This is a genomic window from Micromonospora sp. BRA006-A (genome assembly GCF_033433935.1).
Lineage (GTDB): Bacteria > Actinomycetota > Actinomycetes > Mycobacteriales > Micromonosporaceae > Micromonospora > Micromonospora aurantiaca.
Genome location: NZ_JANCLW010000001.1, coordinates 6,712,092 through 6,727,470, shown reverse-complemented (window position 1 = coordinate 6,727,470; position 15,379 = coordinate 6,712,092). Strand labels below are relative to the sequence as shown.

The following is a 15,379-nucleotide window of genomic DNA, read 5'->3' as shown; positions in this document are numbered from 1 at the left end:
CGTCTTCACCGGCACCCCCACCCCCACCCCCGCCCGGCCCGGCCCGGCCGCCGCTTCGGCCTCGGTTCCGGTTCGGGAGTCCGTCGACGCCGAACCCGTCGACGTTCCTACGCCTCCGGCGCCCGTCTTCACCCCGTCGGCTCCGGCTCCGGTCCGCTCGGCGCTCGTGTCGTCAGTCGTTCAGGCCCCGCGCAACGGCCACATCGTCTCCGAGGTGACCCGATGAACCAGCCCACGTCCCCGCGGCTGACGGACACGTGTGCCGTGTGCAACGGCCCGATCGAGTACGTCGACGTGAAGGACCCGTATTGGCGGCACACCGACATGCGCAACCTCGCCAAGCCCCACGCCGCCCGCCCCCGCCGATAACCCCGACCGCTGCGGCGCGGCTGACTCACCCTCGACCGCGCCGCAGCACCCCATCGAGCCAGAGCAGGAGAAACCGATGCCGTCCACTGCCCGTACCGCTCTCGCCCACCGCGCCCGTTCCACCACGTTGACCCGCCGCGTCGTCGGCACCCCGGCCGAGGTCGCCGCCGCGCTCGCCGTGCTCAGGGAGTCGGGGCGGCTGATGTTCGCCGACCGCCCCCACCAACACGCTGACGGCCGGGTCACGGTCACCGTGCGGTTCCTCGACACCGCCCGCACCACCCCACCGCCGGTGGTGCGTCGGCTTCGCCGCGGCCGGGTCATCGCCGCGACCGCCATCGTGACCGCTGCCGTCGGCGCGCTGGCTGGGATCGGCTACCTCGCCGTCGAGGTCGCGCACACCGTGCAGCGCAACGCGCCCGCCGTCGTCGGCGTGGTCCTGGTCCTGCTCGTCCTCGCCGTGCTGCTGCTGCGCCGCAAGGCCACCTGCGGCGGGCTGCACTGCTCGGGATGCCAGCACTGACCGCCATGAGCATCGGCTGGCCTACCTACTGCGCTCGCTGCCGTAGGCGGGCCACCGCCCTCATCGAAGCCGGCCATCCCGGCACCGGCCGCTACCGCGCCGAAACCGCCTGCACCCGCCACCAGGCCGCCGCCCGCCGCTGGGCCAGCCACGCCGGCCCACCCCGCACCACTCCCATCGGCCCCACAACAGCCGCTGTCCTGTTCGAGCTTCCGGAGGTGAACACGTCATGAGGGCTCTGTATGACGGGTCCGGTGGTGTTCATTCAGGACGCCGATCGCGCGCCTCGCGTGCGGCTACCACCTGCACCGCCTCTTTCCCCCACCGGTTCGGCTCACGCCTCGGGCGCCCCGCCGCGCCTGTTGAGGTGACACCCCGATCGTGCCAGCCACACCCCGCCGACTCCACCCCGCTGCCCGCCCCTCGGAGGTGACCCGATGACCGCACCGACCCTGCCCGGCCTCACCCCCGACCCGACCCCACCGACCACCGACCCGGTATCCGTCCCGGCTGACCTCGGCCCGGCTCCCGGCACCCGCGCGGCCCGCCTCGCGCTGCCGATGTCGCGCAAGGTGCTCACGGAGATGGCCGCCGAGTACGGCGTCTGCCTGCACCCGGTCACCCTGCGCCGCACCGACCTGCACACCGGACACACCGAAGTCATCGACCTGCCCTGCGGCTCCACCCGCGAAGACAAATGCGAACCCTGCGCAAAACGCGCCCAACGGCTGCGGCAGACCCAGATCCGGGAAGGCTGGCACCGCACCGACGAACCCGCGCCCGGCCCGAACCCAGCCACCGACGCGCAACGCGAGCTGATCCTGCTGCGCGCGCATCTGGAGTTCGCCCGCGATGAGGCCCAACGCGCCGCGCAGTTCGACCAGGTCCCCGCTATTGATGAGGCGATCGGGGAGGTAGAGGAAGCCATCGCCGCCGAAGGACTCCGCGGCGCTGTCGCCCCCAGCCACGACCAGGACGACGACAACCACGGACGGCGGAAGCGCTCCACCCGCCGCCGGCAGGACGCCCCGGACCTGCCTCGGAAGAAGGTCGAGCCGCGCACGGTCGGGAAGGTCTACACCGCCCCGGACGGCACCGAGCACCGGCCGTCCATGTGGCTGTCGCTCACCCTCGACACCTACGGGCGGGTCCTGTCCGACGGCACCCCCGTCAACCCCGACACCTACAACTACCGGCGCGCCGCCTGGGACGCGGTGCACTTCGCCCGGCTCCTCGACCGGTTCTGGCAAAACCTGCGCCGCTGCGTCGGCTGGAACGTCCAGTACGCCGGGTGCGTCGAGCCCCAACGCAGGCTCGCCCCGCACGCACACTTCGCCATCCGCGGCACGATCCCGCGCACGGTGCTGCGGCAGGTCGCCGCCGCGACCTACCACCAGGTGTGGTGGCCTCCGGCTGACGAACCCGTGTACTCCCTCGACCGGCCACCCGTGTGGGACGCCGACCGCGCCGAGTGGATCGACCCCGATACCCGCGAGCCGCTGCGTTCGTGGGCTGACGCCCTGGACGGCATCGACTCCGACCCCGACGCGCAACCGGCGCACGTGGTCCGCTTCGGCACGCAGGTCCACGCCGAAGGCGTCACCCCCGGCACCGTCCACGCCAACCGCACCATCGGCTACATCACCAAATACATCACCAAGTCCGCGGCCGACTGCCACAAGCCCGACAGCGACCGGCAGCGAGACCACCTCGACCGGCTCTGGCAAGAACTCCGGGTCACCCCCTGCAATGAGCGGTGCGCGAACTGGCTGCTCTACGGCATCCAACCGAAGAAGGCCCACGGGCGCCTGCAAGCCGGACGCTGCAAGGGCAAGGTCCACCAGCGGGCCACCCTCGGCATCGGGGGCCGACGCATCCTCGTCTCCCGCGACTGGTCCGGGAAGACCCTCGCCGACCACCGGGCCGACGCCCGGGCCTGGGTTCGCAACCTCCTCGGCGTCACCGTCGGCGCCACCGATGCGGATGCCGTCGGCCAGGACGACCCACCCGCGTACGCCTGGGAACTCGCTCGGCCCGATGACCCTGATCTACCGCCGCTGCAGCACCGGCTCCTCAAGGCGCTGTCGCAACGCGCGCAGTGGAAGGCGGCGCTGCTTGCGGCGAGGGACAAGGCGACACAGGGCGTTCCGGTTCCGACCCGATCCGATCTCGACTCCCCGGAAGGACGTGCGTGATGATCCAGCCCCGCGCCGTGGCTCCCAAGAGCGTCCGGCCCGCCGAAGCTGCTGTCCTGCTGGGCGTCTGCCGGGACACCGTCTACGTCCTGATGCGCTCCGGGCGTCTGCGGTCGATCAAGGCTGGCCGGGCTCGCTTGATCCCGCTGGCGGCGATCGATGAGTTCCTGTCGGCTGATGAGGAGTTTGCGGCATGACGGGCCGTCGTCGTCGGGCTCATGGGGAAGGCTCGGTGTACGAGCAGCGGCCGGGCGTGTGGGCTGCGGTGATCGATCTCGGCTGGATCGACGGGAAGCGAAAGCGGAAGTACGTCTACGCCAAGACCGAGGCGGAAGCGGTCCGGAAGCGCGACGAGCTGCGGCGCCAACTCCAACTCGGGGTCGACCTCACCGCGCAGCCTCGGACCGTGGAAGCCTGGCTCACCGAGTGGCTGCGGGACGTGAAGGCTCACGACGGCACCCGGCCGTCGACGCTCGTCCGCTACCGCCTGGCGGTGACCAAGCACCTGGTGCCGGGTCTGGGTCGGGTGAAGCTCGACCGGCTGACGCCTCGGGAGGTACAGCGGTTCCTCACCGGGCTTCGCGGCAAGCTCGCGCCGGCCAGCATCATCAAGGTGCATGCGGTTCTGCGCGTGGCCCTGGCCGACGCTGAGCGGATGGACCTCGTCGCGCGCAACGTTGCCAAGGCGGCCAAGCCACCCGCCCTTGGCCGGATCGAACGGCGGGCACTGACTCCCCAGGAGGCCAAGCAACTGCTGTCGGTGCTCACCGGGGACCGGTTGGAGTCCCTGTTCGTGCTGGCGCTCGCCACCGGGCTTCGCCGGGCGGAACTGCTGGGCCTGCGCTGGTCGGATGTCGACCTGCCCGGTAAGGCGCTGTTCGTTCGCCAGACGGTCCAGCGCACCGACCGCGGCTTGGAGTTCGTACCGCCGAAGACGCACCGGTCAAGCCGACCTCTGCCGCTGTCCGCGCTGGCGGTCCGGGCACTGGAGGCTCAGCGGGTCCGGCAAGCCAAGGAACGGCTTGCGGCGGGGGAGCTGTGGTCGGACTTCGGATTGGTCTTCGCCAGCACGATCGGCACCCCGATGGAGCCGCGGAACGTCAATCGGCGCTTCGAGCAGCTCCGGGCCGTGGCCGATCTGGACTGGCTGCACCTGCACGACCTGCGCCACGCATTCGCCACGTTCCTGCTCGACCAGGGCGAGGAGCTGCGCACGGTGATGGAGCTGCTCGGGCACTCCACGATCCGGATGACGGCCGACACCTACGGGCACGTCCTGCCGGCGCGGGCTCGTCAGGCTGCCTCGGCCATCGATCGCGTCCTCGGTGAGGAAGGGACAGCGTGACCGCTTGGCTGTACGAATGGCTGTACTCGGACCCGAGATCAACCGGGGAAAGTGCTGGTGGAGCCCAGGGGACTCGAACCCCTAACCCCTGCCTTGCAAAGGCAGTGCTCTGCCAGTTGAGCTAGGGCCCCGTGACGGCGTTCAGCGCAGGTCGGGCGCCGTGGTCGCCTCGTGCCACAGGGCGCGCTCGTCGTTCGAGGCCTTGACCTTCTTGGCCACGACGGCGGCCACACCGACGATGCCGGCCAGGATCAGGAGCTTCTTGAACATGTGCTTGACCCCTCGCGCTCGACTGCCGTCGGACGATGTGCGGTGGGGCTAGCTGGAATCGAACCAGCGACCTCAGAGTTATCAGCTCTGCGCTCTAACCGACTGAGCTATAGCCCCGCGTAGCGACGAGCTAGGTTAACCCATCGCCTCCACCGCGCCCAAATCGGGGGTACGTAGTGGAAGCGCCCGCGCCATCTCGAACCTACCCGGACGTACGACGCCGGGGCGACCGCTTTACGCGGTGCCCCGGCGTCGGTCGATCAGTCCCGCTCGGCGAGCGTCAGCTCGATCCCGCCGACCAGGTCGGCGCAGACGTTGTAGACGAACGCGCTGAGCGTCGCCAGCGCGGTGAACAGCACGACGTTCACCAGGCCGATCAGCGACGACGTCAGGATCACGCCCTTGGCGGTGATCCGGAAGCCACCGCCGCCCTGGCCACCACCGGCGTTCACCAGGTCGGTCAGGCTGTCGTTGACGCTCTTGAACACACCCATCGCGTCGAGCGCCAGGTAGAGCACCGACGTCGCCACGACGACCACGATGAAGAGCACCACGGACACCGCGAAGGCGAACTTCATCACCGACCACGGGTCGATCCGCTTCAGGTTCAGCCGGGCCCGTCGCGGTCCGCGCGACGCGGCCGAGCTGACCGAGGTACGCGCGGCGCGTACCGCCTCACCCACGCGCGCGGCGCCGACTGCCGCCGCGCCGCTGATGCCCGGCGGCAGGCCGCCGCCGTTGGCGGGCCGGGACTGGGCGTTCGCGGCGCCGCCCGGGCGCGAGCCGTCGGGCGACGCCTTCGGGGCGGTGCCCAGGCCGGCGCCGATCCGCGGCTGCGTGCCGGTCGTACCGGTGGAGGCCCGGCCGGCGACCGACGGCGCTTTGATCGGCTGGGTGCTCGTGGCGTTCGTGGGCTTGGCGGCCGGGGCGGCCAGACCGTCGGCCGACGTCGGCGCGTCGACCTTGGTCTCGGCCGAGTCCCGGGAACCGGAGTCCTCGGCCGGCTTGTCCGGAGGCGGGGCCATGCCGGGAGCCCGGGTGAACTTCGGGGCAGGCGCGTCGGCGGGAACCGTGGCCCGGCCCACAGCCGCGCGGCCGGTCGCTGGTGTGCCGCCCTGCGCGGCCTCCTCCTCGACCGGAGTGGCCGAGGTCCCCTTGTTCCCCGACTTCGCCTGTGTCTCCGTCATCAACTAGTCCTGTTCGTCAGGCTCGTCGGCATTGCGAGCAATCGCCACGATAGTCACGCCGTCCGGGAGGTCCATCAGCTTGACCCCCATTGTGTTCCGGTCACGCGTACGGCGTACAGGCTTCACCGGAGTCCGGATGACGCCGCCGTTGCTCGTGATGGCGAACAGCTCGTCCTCCGGATCGATCACGACCGCGCCGACCAGGCCACCGCGTCGCTCGGTGATCTTCGCGGTCAGCACGCCCTTACCTCCCCGGCCCTGGACCGGGTATTCCTCGATCGGGGTACGTTTCGCGTAACCCCCGTTCGTCGCGACCAGAACATCCAGACCCTCTCGCACCACCTCGACCGCGAGCAACTCGTCCTCGCCGCTGAAGCGCATGCCGATCACCCCGGAGGTGGCCCGGCCCATCGGGCGCAGCGCCTCGTCGGTGGCGTTGAAGCGGATCGCCTGGGCGTTCTTCGACACGAGCAGCAGGTCGTCCTCCGGAGCGGCCAGAACCGCACCGACCAGTTCGTCCTCATCGCGCAGGTTGATCGCGATGATGCCGCCGGAACGGTTGGAGTCGAACTCCTCGAGCCGCGTCTTCTTCACCAGGCCGTTCTTCGTGGCCAGTACCAGGTAGGGGGCCACCTGGTAGTTCGGGATTTCAATGATCTGCGCGATCTGCTCGTCGGGCTGGAACGCGAGCAGGTTGGCCACGTGCTGGCCCTTGGCCACCCTACTGGCCTCGGGAAGCTCGTACGCCTTCGCCCGGTAGACCCGACCCTTGTTCGTGAAGAACAGGATCCAGTCGTGGGTAGAGCATACGAAGAAGTGGCTGACGATGTCGTCCTGGCGGAGCGTCGCCCCGCTGACGCCCTTGCCGCCGCGCCGCTGCGACCGGTAGAGATCGACCTTGGTCCGCTTGGCGTACCCGGTGCGCGTGATCGTCACCACCACGTCCTCGCGGGCGATGAGGTCCTCCATGGAGACCTCGCCGTCGAACGGGACGATCTTCGTACGCCGGTCGTCGCCCCACTTCGCGACGATCTCGCCCAGCTCCTCCGAGACGATCCGCCGCTGCCGCTCCGGCTTGGCCAGGATGTCCTTGAGGTCGGCGATCTCCAGTTCGAGCTTCGCCAGGTCGTCCAGGATGCGCTGCCGCTCCAGGGCGGCCAGTCGGCGCAGCTGCATGTCCAGGATCGCGGTCGCCTGGACCTCGTCGATGTCCAGCAGCCGGATCAGGCCCTGCCGGGCGTCCTCGACGGTGGGCGAGCGCCGGATCAGGGCGATCACCTCGTCCAGCGCGTCCAGCGCCTTGGACAGACCGCGCAGGATGTGTGCCCGCTCCTCGGCCTTGCGCAGCCGGAAAGCGGTCCGCCGCCGGATCACCTCGATCTGGTGCTCGACGTAATAGCGGATGAACTGGGCCAGGTTGAGCGTGCGCGGCACGCCGTCGACGAGCGCCAGCATGTTGGCGCCGAACGTCTCCTGGAGCTGGGTGTGCTTGTAGAGGTTGTTCAGCACCACCTTGGCGACCGCGTCGCGCTTGAGCACGAGCACGATCCGCATGCCGGTACGCCCGGAGGACTCGTCCCGGATGTCGGCGATGCCGGCGAGCTTGCCCTCCTTGATCAGCTCGGCGATGCGCTCGGCGAGGTTGTCCGGGTTGACCTGGTACGGCAGCTCGCTGACCACGAGCGCCGGCCGGCCCCGCTTGTCCTCCTCGACCTCGACCACGGCGCGCATCCGGATCGAGCCGCGCCCGGTCCGGTACGCGTCCTGGATGCCGGCCTGGCCGACGATCAGGCCGTGGGTCGGGAAGTCCGGGCCCTTGACGATCTCCAGCAGGGCTTCCAGCGTGGTGGCCTCGTCGGCCTCCGGGTGCTCCAGGCACCACTGCACCGCCGCGCCGATCTCGCGCAGGTTGTGCGGCGGGATCTTGGTGGCCATGCCGACCGCGATGCCCTCGGAGCCGTTGATCAACAGGTTCGGGATACGCGACGGCAGGATGGTGGGCTCCTTGGCCCGGCCGTCGTAGTTGTCCTGCAGGTCGACGGTGTCCTCGTCGATGTCCCGCAGCATCTCCATCGCCAGCGGGTCGAGCTTGCACTCTGTGTTGTGGCTGACGAAGCCGTCGGAGACGAACGAGTGGTCCTCGGTGTCCACCCGGATGCTGTAGACCGGCCGCACACCGGCGTCGGTGATCTCGGTCACCTCGGCGTAGTAGAAGCGCCCGTCGACAAGCGGCTCGACCACGTCGAGGATGCCCGGCTCGGTGATCCGGGCCGCGATCTCGTCGCGATCCCGCTCCCAGCGCTCGACCCGGTCCACGTTGTGCCGGCGCAGCCAGTCGCGCTCGGTCCAGCGGCTCGCGCCGTGCTCACGGACGAAGTCGCCGACGAACGGCACGTGGTCGCCGGAGAGCGCGGTGCTGCTCGCCGGCACCTGCGCCAGCTCGGCTTCCAGCTTTGCCTGCTTGCGGCCGAGGAAGCCGACGTGGGCGGCGAAGATCCGGGCGTCCCGCCGGTTGGTGACGACCACCTTGATCTCACCGTTGTCGTACCGGCACTGCCGGCTGACCACGCCGAACTCCAGCAGCAGCTGCTGCACCTCGAGGGCCAGCCGCTCGCTGCGGGTCGAGTAGGAGACCTGGATCGTGTGGCGGGGCAGCAGCGACGACGAGCCGTCGCCCTCGAACAGCGCCTGGAGGAAGGCCCGCTTGACCGCGGCCGGCCCGCGCCAGACGAACTCCGGCACGAACTTGTCGGCGCTCCGCGCGCCCACCATCTCGCCGAGCACGCTCGCCCGCAGTGCGGAGAGGTTCTGTACGTCGAGTTCGTGCAGCGTGCTGCCGGAGGCGATGACCCGCTCGGCGACGTACCGGGGGCCGCCGACCGCGAGGTCGTAGGCGGTGAGGACCCGGACGAAGAACTCCCGGTCCACGTTGTTGAAGCCGGCCCGCTGCTCCGACACCCACCCCTCGGACACGAACGCGCCCGCCAGCACGGCGGCCTCGACGTGCTCCAGCATCGGGTAGCCGATCTCGTCCGGCACGGTGCGCTGGAGGACCACCCGGTCGCCCGGGGCGATCTCGGCGAGCAGCTTCCACAGCAGGGTCGGCACGCCGGCCACGTTCACCAGGCAGAGCACCGGGTGGTTGTGGGTGCCGGTCAGCGCGTACCCCTCGCGGGTGCGCAGCCGCAGCGTGGGGTGCTCGCCGGAGTGGAAGAACTTGGAGGCGCGGACCAGGTCGCCGTTGCGGTCGCGGACCTTGAGGTCGACGTCGGTCTCGCTGCTCGGCGCGGCGTCCGGCACGACGTCGGCGATCCGGACGGACCCGTCAGCGGTACGGATCCGGACGTCGCCGGCGAGGCAGTAACGCATGGCGGCAGCCGGGTCGTTACCGGGCGAGCCGAAGTTGCCGTTGCCGTCGACAAGCGGGTAGCGCAGCGACCACGGCTGCGCCATCCGGACCAGCGCGTCGTAGATGGCCGAGTCGCCGTGCGGGTGGAACTGGCCCATCACGTCACCGACGACGCGGGAGCACTTCACGTACCCGCGGTCCGGCCGGTAGCCGGAGTCGAACATGGCGTAGAGGATCTTGCGGTGGACCGGCTTGAGCCCGTCCCGGACGTCCGGCAGGGCCCGCCCGACGATGACGCTCATCGCGTAGTCGAGGTACGAGCGCTGCATCTCGACCTCGAGGCCGACCGGCTCGATCCGGTCGTGCTGGACGACCGCGGCCAGTGTCTCCGGGGTCTCCGGCTCGTTCGGGGTGGACTCGGGAGTATCGGTCACTGTTAACCCTTATCAGACTCTTCAGTCGTGGTCTCGCTGTGGATAACGGCTGTGGAAAGCGTTCAGGCTGTGGATAACTCTGTGGACTCCCGGGCCGGCCGGTGGATGTCCGGCCGGCCCGGGAGGGTCCGTCAGATGTCCAGGAACCGCACGTCCTTGGCGTTGCGCTGGATGAACGACCGGCGGGCCTCGACGTCCTCACCCATCAGGACGCTGAACAGCTCGTCCGCGGTGGCGGCGTCGTCGAGCGTGACCTGGCGCAGCGTACGCGTGGCCGGGTTCATCGTGGTCTCCCACAGCTCGGGGTAGTTCATCTCGCCGAGACCCTTGAACCGCTGGATGTCGTCCGGGCGGGCGTTGGGCTTCTTCTGCTGGCGCAGGGCGATCAGCCCGTCGCGCTCGCGGTCCGAGTACGCGTACTGGGCGTCGTCGCCCTTCTTGTTCCACTTGATCTTGTAGAGCGGCGGGGCGGCCAGGTAGACGTGGCCCAGCTCGACCAGCGGCCGCATGAAGCGGAACAGCAGGGTAAGCAGCAGCGTCTGAATGTGCTGGCCGTCGACGTCGGCGTCGGCCATCAGCACGATCTTGTGGTAGCGCAGCTTCTCGATGTCGAAGTCGTCGTGGATGCCGGTGCCGAGCGCGGTGATCAGCGCCTGCACCTCGTTGTTCTTCAGCACCCGGTCGATCCGGGCCTTCTCCACGTTGAGGATCTTGCCGCGGATCGGCAGGATCGCCTGGACGCGGGGGTCACGGCCCTGCTTGGCCGAGCCGCCGGCCGAGTCGCCCTCGACGATGAAGACCTCGGACTCGCGCGGGTCGGTGGACTGGCAGTCGGCCAGCTTGCCGGGCATCGAGCCGGACTCCAGCAGCGACTTGCGCCGGGCGAGCTTGCGCGCCTGCTGGGCGGCGATCCGGGCCCGCGCCGCCTGGGACGCCTTCTGAATGATGATCTTCGCCTCGGCCGGGTTGCGGTCGAACCAGTCGACGAGCGACTCGTTGCAGACCCGCTGCACGAAACCCTTGACCGGGGTGTTGCCCAGCTTGGTCTTGGTCTGACCCTCGAACTGCGGGTCGGTTAGCTTGACCGAGATGATCGCGGCCAGCCCCTCACGGATGTCCTCACCCGAGAGGCGCTCGTCGCCCTTGAGCAGCTTCTTCTCGGCGCCGTAGCGGTTGACGACGCTCGTCAGCGCGGCCCGGAAGCCCTCCTCGTGGGTGCCGCCCTCGTGGGTGTTGATGTTGTTGGCGAAGGTGTAGACCGACTCGCCGTACGACTCGTTCCACTGCATGGCGATCTCGACCGACATGCCCGTCTCCTCGGCCCCGAACTCGACCACCGTCTTGTGGATCGGGCTCTTGGAGGCGTTGAGGTGCCGGACGAAGTCGGCGATGCCGCCCTCGTAGTGGAAGGTGACCTCGCGGGTCTTGCCGTCCTCGTCCTCCGGCACCCGCTCGTCGAGCAGGTGGATGGTCAGACCCCGGGTGAGGAAGGCCATCTCCTGGAGGCGCCGGTAGATGGTGTGGAAGTCGAAGTCGACGGTCTCGAAGACGTCCGGGTCGGGCCAGAAGGAGACGGCCGAACCGGTGCGGTCGGTCTCCTCGCCCTTCTCCAGCGGCGTCGGCTTGGAGTGGTGGTACTGCTGACGCCAGACGAAGCCGTCCTTGTGGATCTCCACGGCCATCCGGGTGGACAGCGCGTTCACCACGGAGACGCCGACGCCGTGCAGGCCGCCGGAGACGGCGTACGCCTTGCCGTCGAACTTGCCGCCCGCGTGCAGCACGGTCAGGGCGACCTCGACACCCGGCTTCTTCAGCTTGGGGTGCAGGTCGACCGGGAAGCCTCGGCCGTTGTCGGTCACCCGGACACCGCCGTCGGCCAGCAGCACCACGTCGATGGTGTCGCAGTGCCCGGCCAGCGCCTCGTCCACCGCGTTGTCGACGACCTCCCACACCAGGTGGTGCAGACCGCGCTCGCCGGTGGACCCGATGTACATACCGGGCCGCTTCCGGACCGCTTCCAGGCCCTCGAGCACGGTGATCGACTCGGCACCGTACTTCTTGTTGTCCTCCGCTGCCACGCTCGGCCACTTTCTCGCACCGGCCGCGCGTGGGCGCGGGGGCGCGGGTTCGGCGGACAGGACGCGACGTCGGCGCGCATGGTCCGCCCCTGGGGCCGCCAGGCTCGGATCATGTGCGCCGGGCGCCGCGGTTGCCCGCGGATCGCGATCGGCTCGGACCTGATACGGGACTATGATCGAGGGCTCATGCGGGCCCCTGTCCGTCGCTCCGTCTCGGGTCTTTCGTCTCGCCCTCAATCTTACTGTGCGGAGCCGACCAAACCGCCACTCGGCACCCTCTCCGGGGCGGCTGAGAATGCCGTAGCCGGACGAACCGCGTCGTCCACGACTCCCCCTACACGCCAACGGGGCGGTACCGCGCCACCGGCCACCATGAGCCGCGACGGTCATCCGACCGGTGATCGGCGGCTGCCCCGACCGGGGGTCGCGGCCGGGCCCGGCGTGCCGTAGCTTTTGCGGCGCCGCCGTTGCGGTCTTGATCTTTTGCGCCCGGAACCGGGACGATCGTCGGAGATGGTCCGAAAACGCTTGGTGAGAGGTGACGCCAGATGGGGCTGGACAACGTCGCGGTGCACTGGCCGCGGACCGGCCGCTTCTACGACCCGGTCGCGCCGGCTGAGTTCGTGGACTTCGGTGAGATCGTGGACATGCCCCGGATCTCCGCGCCGACCGCGGCGCTCGCCGAGCTGATCGCGAAGACCGGCACGGTACGCGCGACCGCGTACACCGAACTGGTCGACCTGATCCTCGGGCTGGAGAATGTGCTCTACGCCACGGAGAACGCGGTCGAGGACGAGGACCCGGTGATCGACCCGGACGGCTGCTCCTGGATCGCCGAGGGCGTGGAGAAGTTCGTCGCTCGGCACCGACCGTACGGCGAGCCGGTCACGTTCGAGTCGGTGAGCGAGGTGCTGCGCGCGCTGCTCGGTGACGGGCGGCTGGCCGAGCAGCAGCTCCGCTGGCTGGACAGCCGGCTGGACCGGCTGCGGGACGAGAACGGCGACCCGCCGCAGTGGAACTTCACCTGCGCCGAGCTGAGCGTGCTGGCGGCCTTCTACCGGCGCTGCGCGGAGCGGGGCTTCGCGGTCTACGCCGACGCCTGACCGGGCGCCGCAGCGCCGGGGGAAGACGTGGCCCGGTTGGCGGCCGCGATCACCTCGGTCAGCGCCGTGTGCAGGTGCCGCAGGTCGGCCAGCGGCAGGCCGAGGCGCTGCACGATGGCCGGCGGGATCCGCTCGGCCTGCGCCCGCAGCGCCTGCCCTTCGGCGGTGAGTGAGACGGCCAGGCTGCGCTCGTCGGCGGCGTCGCGTTCCCGCCTGATGTAGCCGGCCGCCTCCAGCCGCTTGAGCAGCGGTGACAGCGTGCCCGGATCGAGTTGGAGCAGCCGGCTCAGATCCCGTCCGGACAGCGGCGCGTGCTGCCAGAGCGCCAGCATGACCAGGTATTGCGGGTGGGTGAGCCCCATCGGCTCCAGCAGCGGCCGGTAGACCGCGACGACGCTCCGGGCGGCGACGGAGAGCGCGAAGCAGACCTGCTGCTCCAGCGCCAGGGGATCCTCCTCGATGCCGTCGGTCACCGGTGTCCTCCTCCTCGTCGTCGTTGCGATGGTAGCAATGATTGGTGTACCAATGGTTTGCACACAAAACAGAGAGGCGGCGGGATGAGCGACGACGAGCAGGTGGGCGACGCCTCCGGCAAGGGTGGCCGCCTGTTGGGCTGGGTGTTCCGCAACCTCGCCGGCCCGTCCCAGGTGCAGGGCGCCGTGCAGGGCGGCTCGAAGCTGGCCCGCGACGCGTGGAAGGAAGACCTGGAGCGCCGCAAGCAGTGGAGCCGCGAGCAGCGCGAACTCAAGCGCGCCCGGCGGGAGGCACGGCGTTCGGGCGGTGTCGGTCAGCCGTAGGTGTCGCGAGGGCCTCGCCCGCGTACCCGTCGAGGACCGCGCGACCACGACGGCGCCGCCGGCCCGTGGATGTGCAGCTTCCGCACCACGTTGTGGCCCACCTCGCGGGCGATCTGCTGCAACAGCGAGCCCGCCAGCAGGCGCAACTGGGTCGCCCACGCCGTCGAACGCGCCTCCACGGTCAGCTCGCCGTTCTCCAGCTTGACCGGGCGGCTGTGCTGCGCGACCTCCGCGCCGACCACCTTCTCCCACGCGCCGAACACCGTCGCCTCGGCCGCCGGCTGCTGCCAGCCGCGCGCCTTCATCAGCTTGTCCAGCACCACGCCGAGCGGCTGCGGGTCGCGCGGGTCCGGACCCGGGCCGGAGTAGCCGCGCAGCCGCTTCTCGCCGTCGCCGCGGACCGCGCCGCGCCGTCGCGGCGCCGCCGCCTGCCGCCGGGCCTTCGCCGCGTCGAGCACCGCCCGCGCCAGTTCCGGCCCGGTCGAGCCCTCCGGCAGGTTCGCGGCCGGCTCACCGTCCGCGGGCTTCCCCGGGGTACGCGCGTCGCGTCCCGGCCCCAGCCGTGCCGGCGGGAGCTGCACCTCGTCATCAGGCACGCCGCACCGTCCCCTCGCCCACCGCGTACCGGGTGCCGCGAAGCGTCGCCGGCACGTCGTCGTCCACCGCGCAGGTGACCAGGAGCTGACTCGCGCCGCCGACCAGCTCGGCCAGCCGCTCCCGCCGGCCGGTGTCCAGCTCCGCAAAGACGTCGTCGAGCACCAGCACCGGCTCGATCCCGTCGGCGCGCAGCAGGTCGTACCCGGCCAGCCGCAACGCCAGCGCGTACGACCAGGACTCGCCGTGACTCGCGTACCCCTTGGCGGGGAGCGGGCCGAGCGTCAGCGCCAGGTCGTCGCGGTGCGGGCCGACGAGCGTGGTGCCGCGCTCGATCTCGGCGGCCCGGTTCGCGGTGAGCGCGGCGGCGAGCGCCTCCGCCAGCGCCGCGCGGTCGGCGCCGGGTTCGGGCAGTTCCACCGAGGGCCGGTACGCGATGCCCGCCGCGCCGCGGCCGGCGGCCACCGCGTCGTACGCCTTCGCCACGTGCGGGGTCAGCGCGGCCACCAGCTCCAGGCGGCCGGCGAGCAGGTCCGCGCCGTGCTGCGCCAGATGCGCGTCCCACACGGCCAGCGTCGACAGGTCACCGCCGCGTGTCCCACCGGTCTTGCGAGCGAGGTACGACGTACGCAGCAGCGCGTTGCGTTGCTTGACCACCCGCTCGTAGTCGGCGCGGACACCGGCGTAGCGGGGCTGGCGGGTGACCAGCAGGTCGTCCAGGTAGCGGCGGCGTTCGGCCGGGTCGCCACGGACCAGTTCCAGATCCTCCGGCGCGAACAGCACCAGCCGCAGCGCGCCGAGCACGTCCCGGGCGCGCCGGGCCGGAGACCGGCCGAGCCGGGCCCGGTTGGCCTTGCCCGGCACGATCTCCAGCTCGACCAGCAGCTCCCGGCCCTCGTGCACCACGGCGCAGCGGATCACCGCCGAGGCGGCGCCCATCCGCACCAGCGGGGCGTCGGTGGCGACCCGGTGCGAATCCAGGGTCGCCACGTAACCCAGCGCCTCGACCAGGTTGGTCTTGCCGACGCCGTTCGCGCCGACGAGCACGTTCGGCCCCGGCTCCAGGTCGACGCCGACGCGCTCGTACGAGCGGAAGTCGACCAGTTCGAGCCGGCGGACGTACACAGCCTGTGGA

Annotated in this window: 14 protein-coding genes and 2 tRNA genes; 7 read left to right on the top strand and 9 right to left on the bottom strand. The window is 70.6% G+C overall.

The features are described 5' to 3' along the window. The first annotated feature begins 222 nt into the window (after positions 1 to 222). The 5 genes from NMK34_RS30835 to NMK34_RS30815 all read left to right on the top strand — a co-directional run bounded on the left by NMK34_RS30835 (position 223) and on the right by NMK34_RS30815 (position 4,432). Positions 223 to 369: a hypothetical protein gene (locus NMK34_RS30835; protein ID WP_318336231.1), complete on the top strand. Its 147-nt coding sequence runs from the start codon at positions 223 to 225 to the stop codon at positions 367 to 369. Between the two features lie 76 nt (positions 370 to 445). Further along, on the top strand, positions 446 to 892 hold the full coding sequence (locus NMK34_RS30830) for a hypothetical protein (protein WP_318336230.1): 447 nt from the start codon (positions 446 to 448) through the stop codon (positions 890 to 892). A gap of 437 nt (positions 893 to 1,329) precedes the next feature. Further along, positions 1,330 to 3,087: a replication initiator gene (locus tag NMK34_RS30825; protein WP_318336229.1), complete on the top strand. Its 1,758-nt coding sequence runs from the start codon at positions 1,330 to 1,332 to the stop codon at positions 3,085 to 3,087. Further along, positions 3,087 to 3,284, top strand: coding sequence for a helix-turn-helix domain-containing protein (locus NMK34_RS30820; protein ID WP_216931321.1), 198 nt, complete (start codon positions 3,087 to 3,089; stop codon positions 3,282 to 3,284). Before NMK34_RS30825 ends, NMK34_RS30820 begins: the two co-directional genes overlap by 1 nt. A 35-nt stretch (positions 3,285 to 3,319) precedes the next feature. Beyond that, positions 3,320 to 4,432: a tyrosine-type recombinase/integrase gene (locus NMK34_RS30815; protein WP_318336228.1), complete on the top strand. Its 1,113-nt coding sequence runs from the start codon at positions 3,320 to 3,322 to the stop codon at positions 4,430 to 4,432. Between the two features lie 55 nt (positions 4,433 to 4,487). Here the strand turns inward: NMK34_RS30815 and NMK34_RS30810 are convergent. From NMK34_RS30810 to gyrB, 6 genes are all read right to left on the bottom strand, one after another. Beyond that, positions 4,488 to 4,563 (bottom strand) — tRNA-Ala (locus NMK34_RS30810). 10 nt (positions 4,564 to 4,573) lie between these two features. Further along, positions 4,574 to 4,702: a DLW-39 family protein gene (locus tag NMK34_RS30805; RefSeq protein WP_013283222.1), complete on the bottom strand. Its 129-nt coding sequence runs from the start codon at positions 4,700 to 4,702 to the stop codon at positions 4,574 to 4,576. 43 nt (positions 4,703 to 4,745) lie between these two features. Continuing rightward, a tRNA-Ile gene (locus tag NMK34_RS30800) sits at positions 4,746 to 4,819 on the bottom strand. 143 nt (positions 4,820 to 4,962) lie between these two features. Next, positions 4,963 to 5,889, bottom strand: coding sequence for a DUF3566 domain-containing protein (locus NMK34_RS30795; RefSeq protein WP_318336227.1), 927 nt, complete (start codon positions 5,887 to 5,889; stop codon positions 4,963 to 4,965). A 3-nt stretch (positions 5,890 to 5,892) separates the two neighbouring features. Further along, positions 5,893 to 9,672: an intein-containing DNA gyrase subunit A gene (gene gyrA, locus NMK34_RS30790; protein ID WP_318336226.1), complete on the bottom strand. Its 3,780-nt coding sequence runs from the start codon at positions 9,670 to 9,672 to the stop codon at positions 5,893 to 5,895. Positions 9,673 to 9,803: 131 nt separating this feature from the next. Continuing rightward, positions 9,804 to 11,750 carry a DNA topoisomerase (ATP-hydrolyzing) subunit B gene (gyrB, locus tag NMK34_RS30785; protein ID WP_135242602.1) on the bottom strand — a complete coding sequence of 649 codons (1,947 nt, stop codon included), beginning with the start codon at positions 11,748 to 11,750 and terminating at the stop codon, positions 9,804 to 9,806. 548 nt (positions 11,751 to 12,298) lie between these two features. On the opposite strand from gyrB, the gene NMK34_RS30780 reads away from it, so the two are divergent. Beyond that, positions 12,299 to 12,853, top strand: a complete 555-nt coding sequence (locus NMK34_RS30780; RefSeq protein ID WP_120572509.1) for a hypothetical protein — start codon at positions 12,299 to 12,301, stop codon at positions 12,851 to 12,853. Here the strand turns inward: NMK34_RS30780 and NMK34_RS30775 are convergent. Further along, entirely contained in the window at positions 12,838 to 13,326 is a 489-nt protein-coding gene (locus NMK34_RS30775) for a MarR family winged helix-turn-helix transcriptional regulator (protein ID WP_262012903.1), read from the bottom strand. The genes NMK34_RS30780 and NMK34_RS30775 overlap by 16 nt on opposite strands. Positions 13,327 to 13,410: 84 nt before the next feature. On the opposite strand from NMK34_RS30775, the gene NMK34_RS30770 reads away from it, so the two are divergent. Continuing rightward, on the top strand, positions 13,411 to 13,650 hold the full coding sequence (locus NMK34_RS30770) for a hypothetical protein (RefSeq protein ID WP_013283216.1): 240 nt from the start codon (positions 13,411 to 13,413) through the stop codon (positions 13,648 to 13,650). Here the strand turns inward: NMK34_RS30770 and NMK34_RS30765 are convergent. Both NMK34_RS30765 and recF read right to left on the bottom strand, forming a co-directional pair. Next, entirely contained in the window at positions 13,641 to 14,246 is a 606-nt protein-coding gene (locus NMK34_RS30765; protein WP_412098937.1) for a DUF721 domain-containing protein, read from the bottom strand. The genes NMK34_RS30770 and NMK34_RS30765 overlap by 10 nt on opposite strands. Then, a complete protein-coding gene (gene recF, locus NMK34_RS30760; RefSeq protein WP_013473313.1) occupies positions 14,239 to 15,369 on the bottom strand; it encodes a DNA replication/repair protein RecF in 1,131 nt (376 codons plus the stop codon). Before recF ends, NMK34_RS30765 begins: the two co-directional genes overlap by 8 nt. Between the last annotated feature and the right edge of the window lie 10 nt (positions 15,370 to 15,379).

Excerpts from the sequence above, each read along its gene's own strand:
- NMK34_RS30835 (WP_318336231.1), top strand. The coding sequence starts at position 223 with ATGAACCAGCCCACGTCCCCGCGGCTGACGGACACGTGTGCCGTGTGC.
- NMK34_RS30830 (WP_318336230.1), top strand. The coding sequence starts at position 446 with ATGCCGTCCACTGCCCGTACCGCTCTCGCCCACCGCGCCCGTTCCACC.
- NMK34_RS30825 (WP_318336229.1), top strand. The coding sequence starts at position 1,330 with ATGACCGCACCGACCCTGCCCGGCCTCACCCCCGACCCGACCCCACCG.
- NMK34_RS30820 (WP_216931321.1), top strand. The coding sequence starts at position 3,087 with ATGATCCAGCCCCGCGCCGTGGCTCCCAAGAGCGTCCGGCCCGCCGAA.
- NMK34_RS30805 (WP_013283222.1), bottom strand. The coding sequence starts at position 4,702 with ATGTTCAAGAAGCTCCTGATCCTGGCCGGCATCGTCGGTGTGGCCGCC.
- NMK34_RS30795 (WP_318336227.1), bottom strand. The coding sequence starts at position 5,889 with ATGACGGAGACACAGGCGAAGTCGGGGAACAAGGGGACCTCGGCCACT.
- NMK34_RS30780 (WP_120572509.1), top strand. The coding sequence starts at position 12,299 with ATGGGGCTGGACAACGTCGCGGTGCACTGGCCGCGGACCGGCCGCTTC.
- NMK34_RS30770 (WP_013283216.1), top strand. The coding sequence starts at position 13,411 with ATGAGCGACGACGAGCAGGTGGGCGACGCCTCCGGCAAGGGTGGCCGC.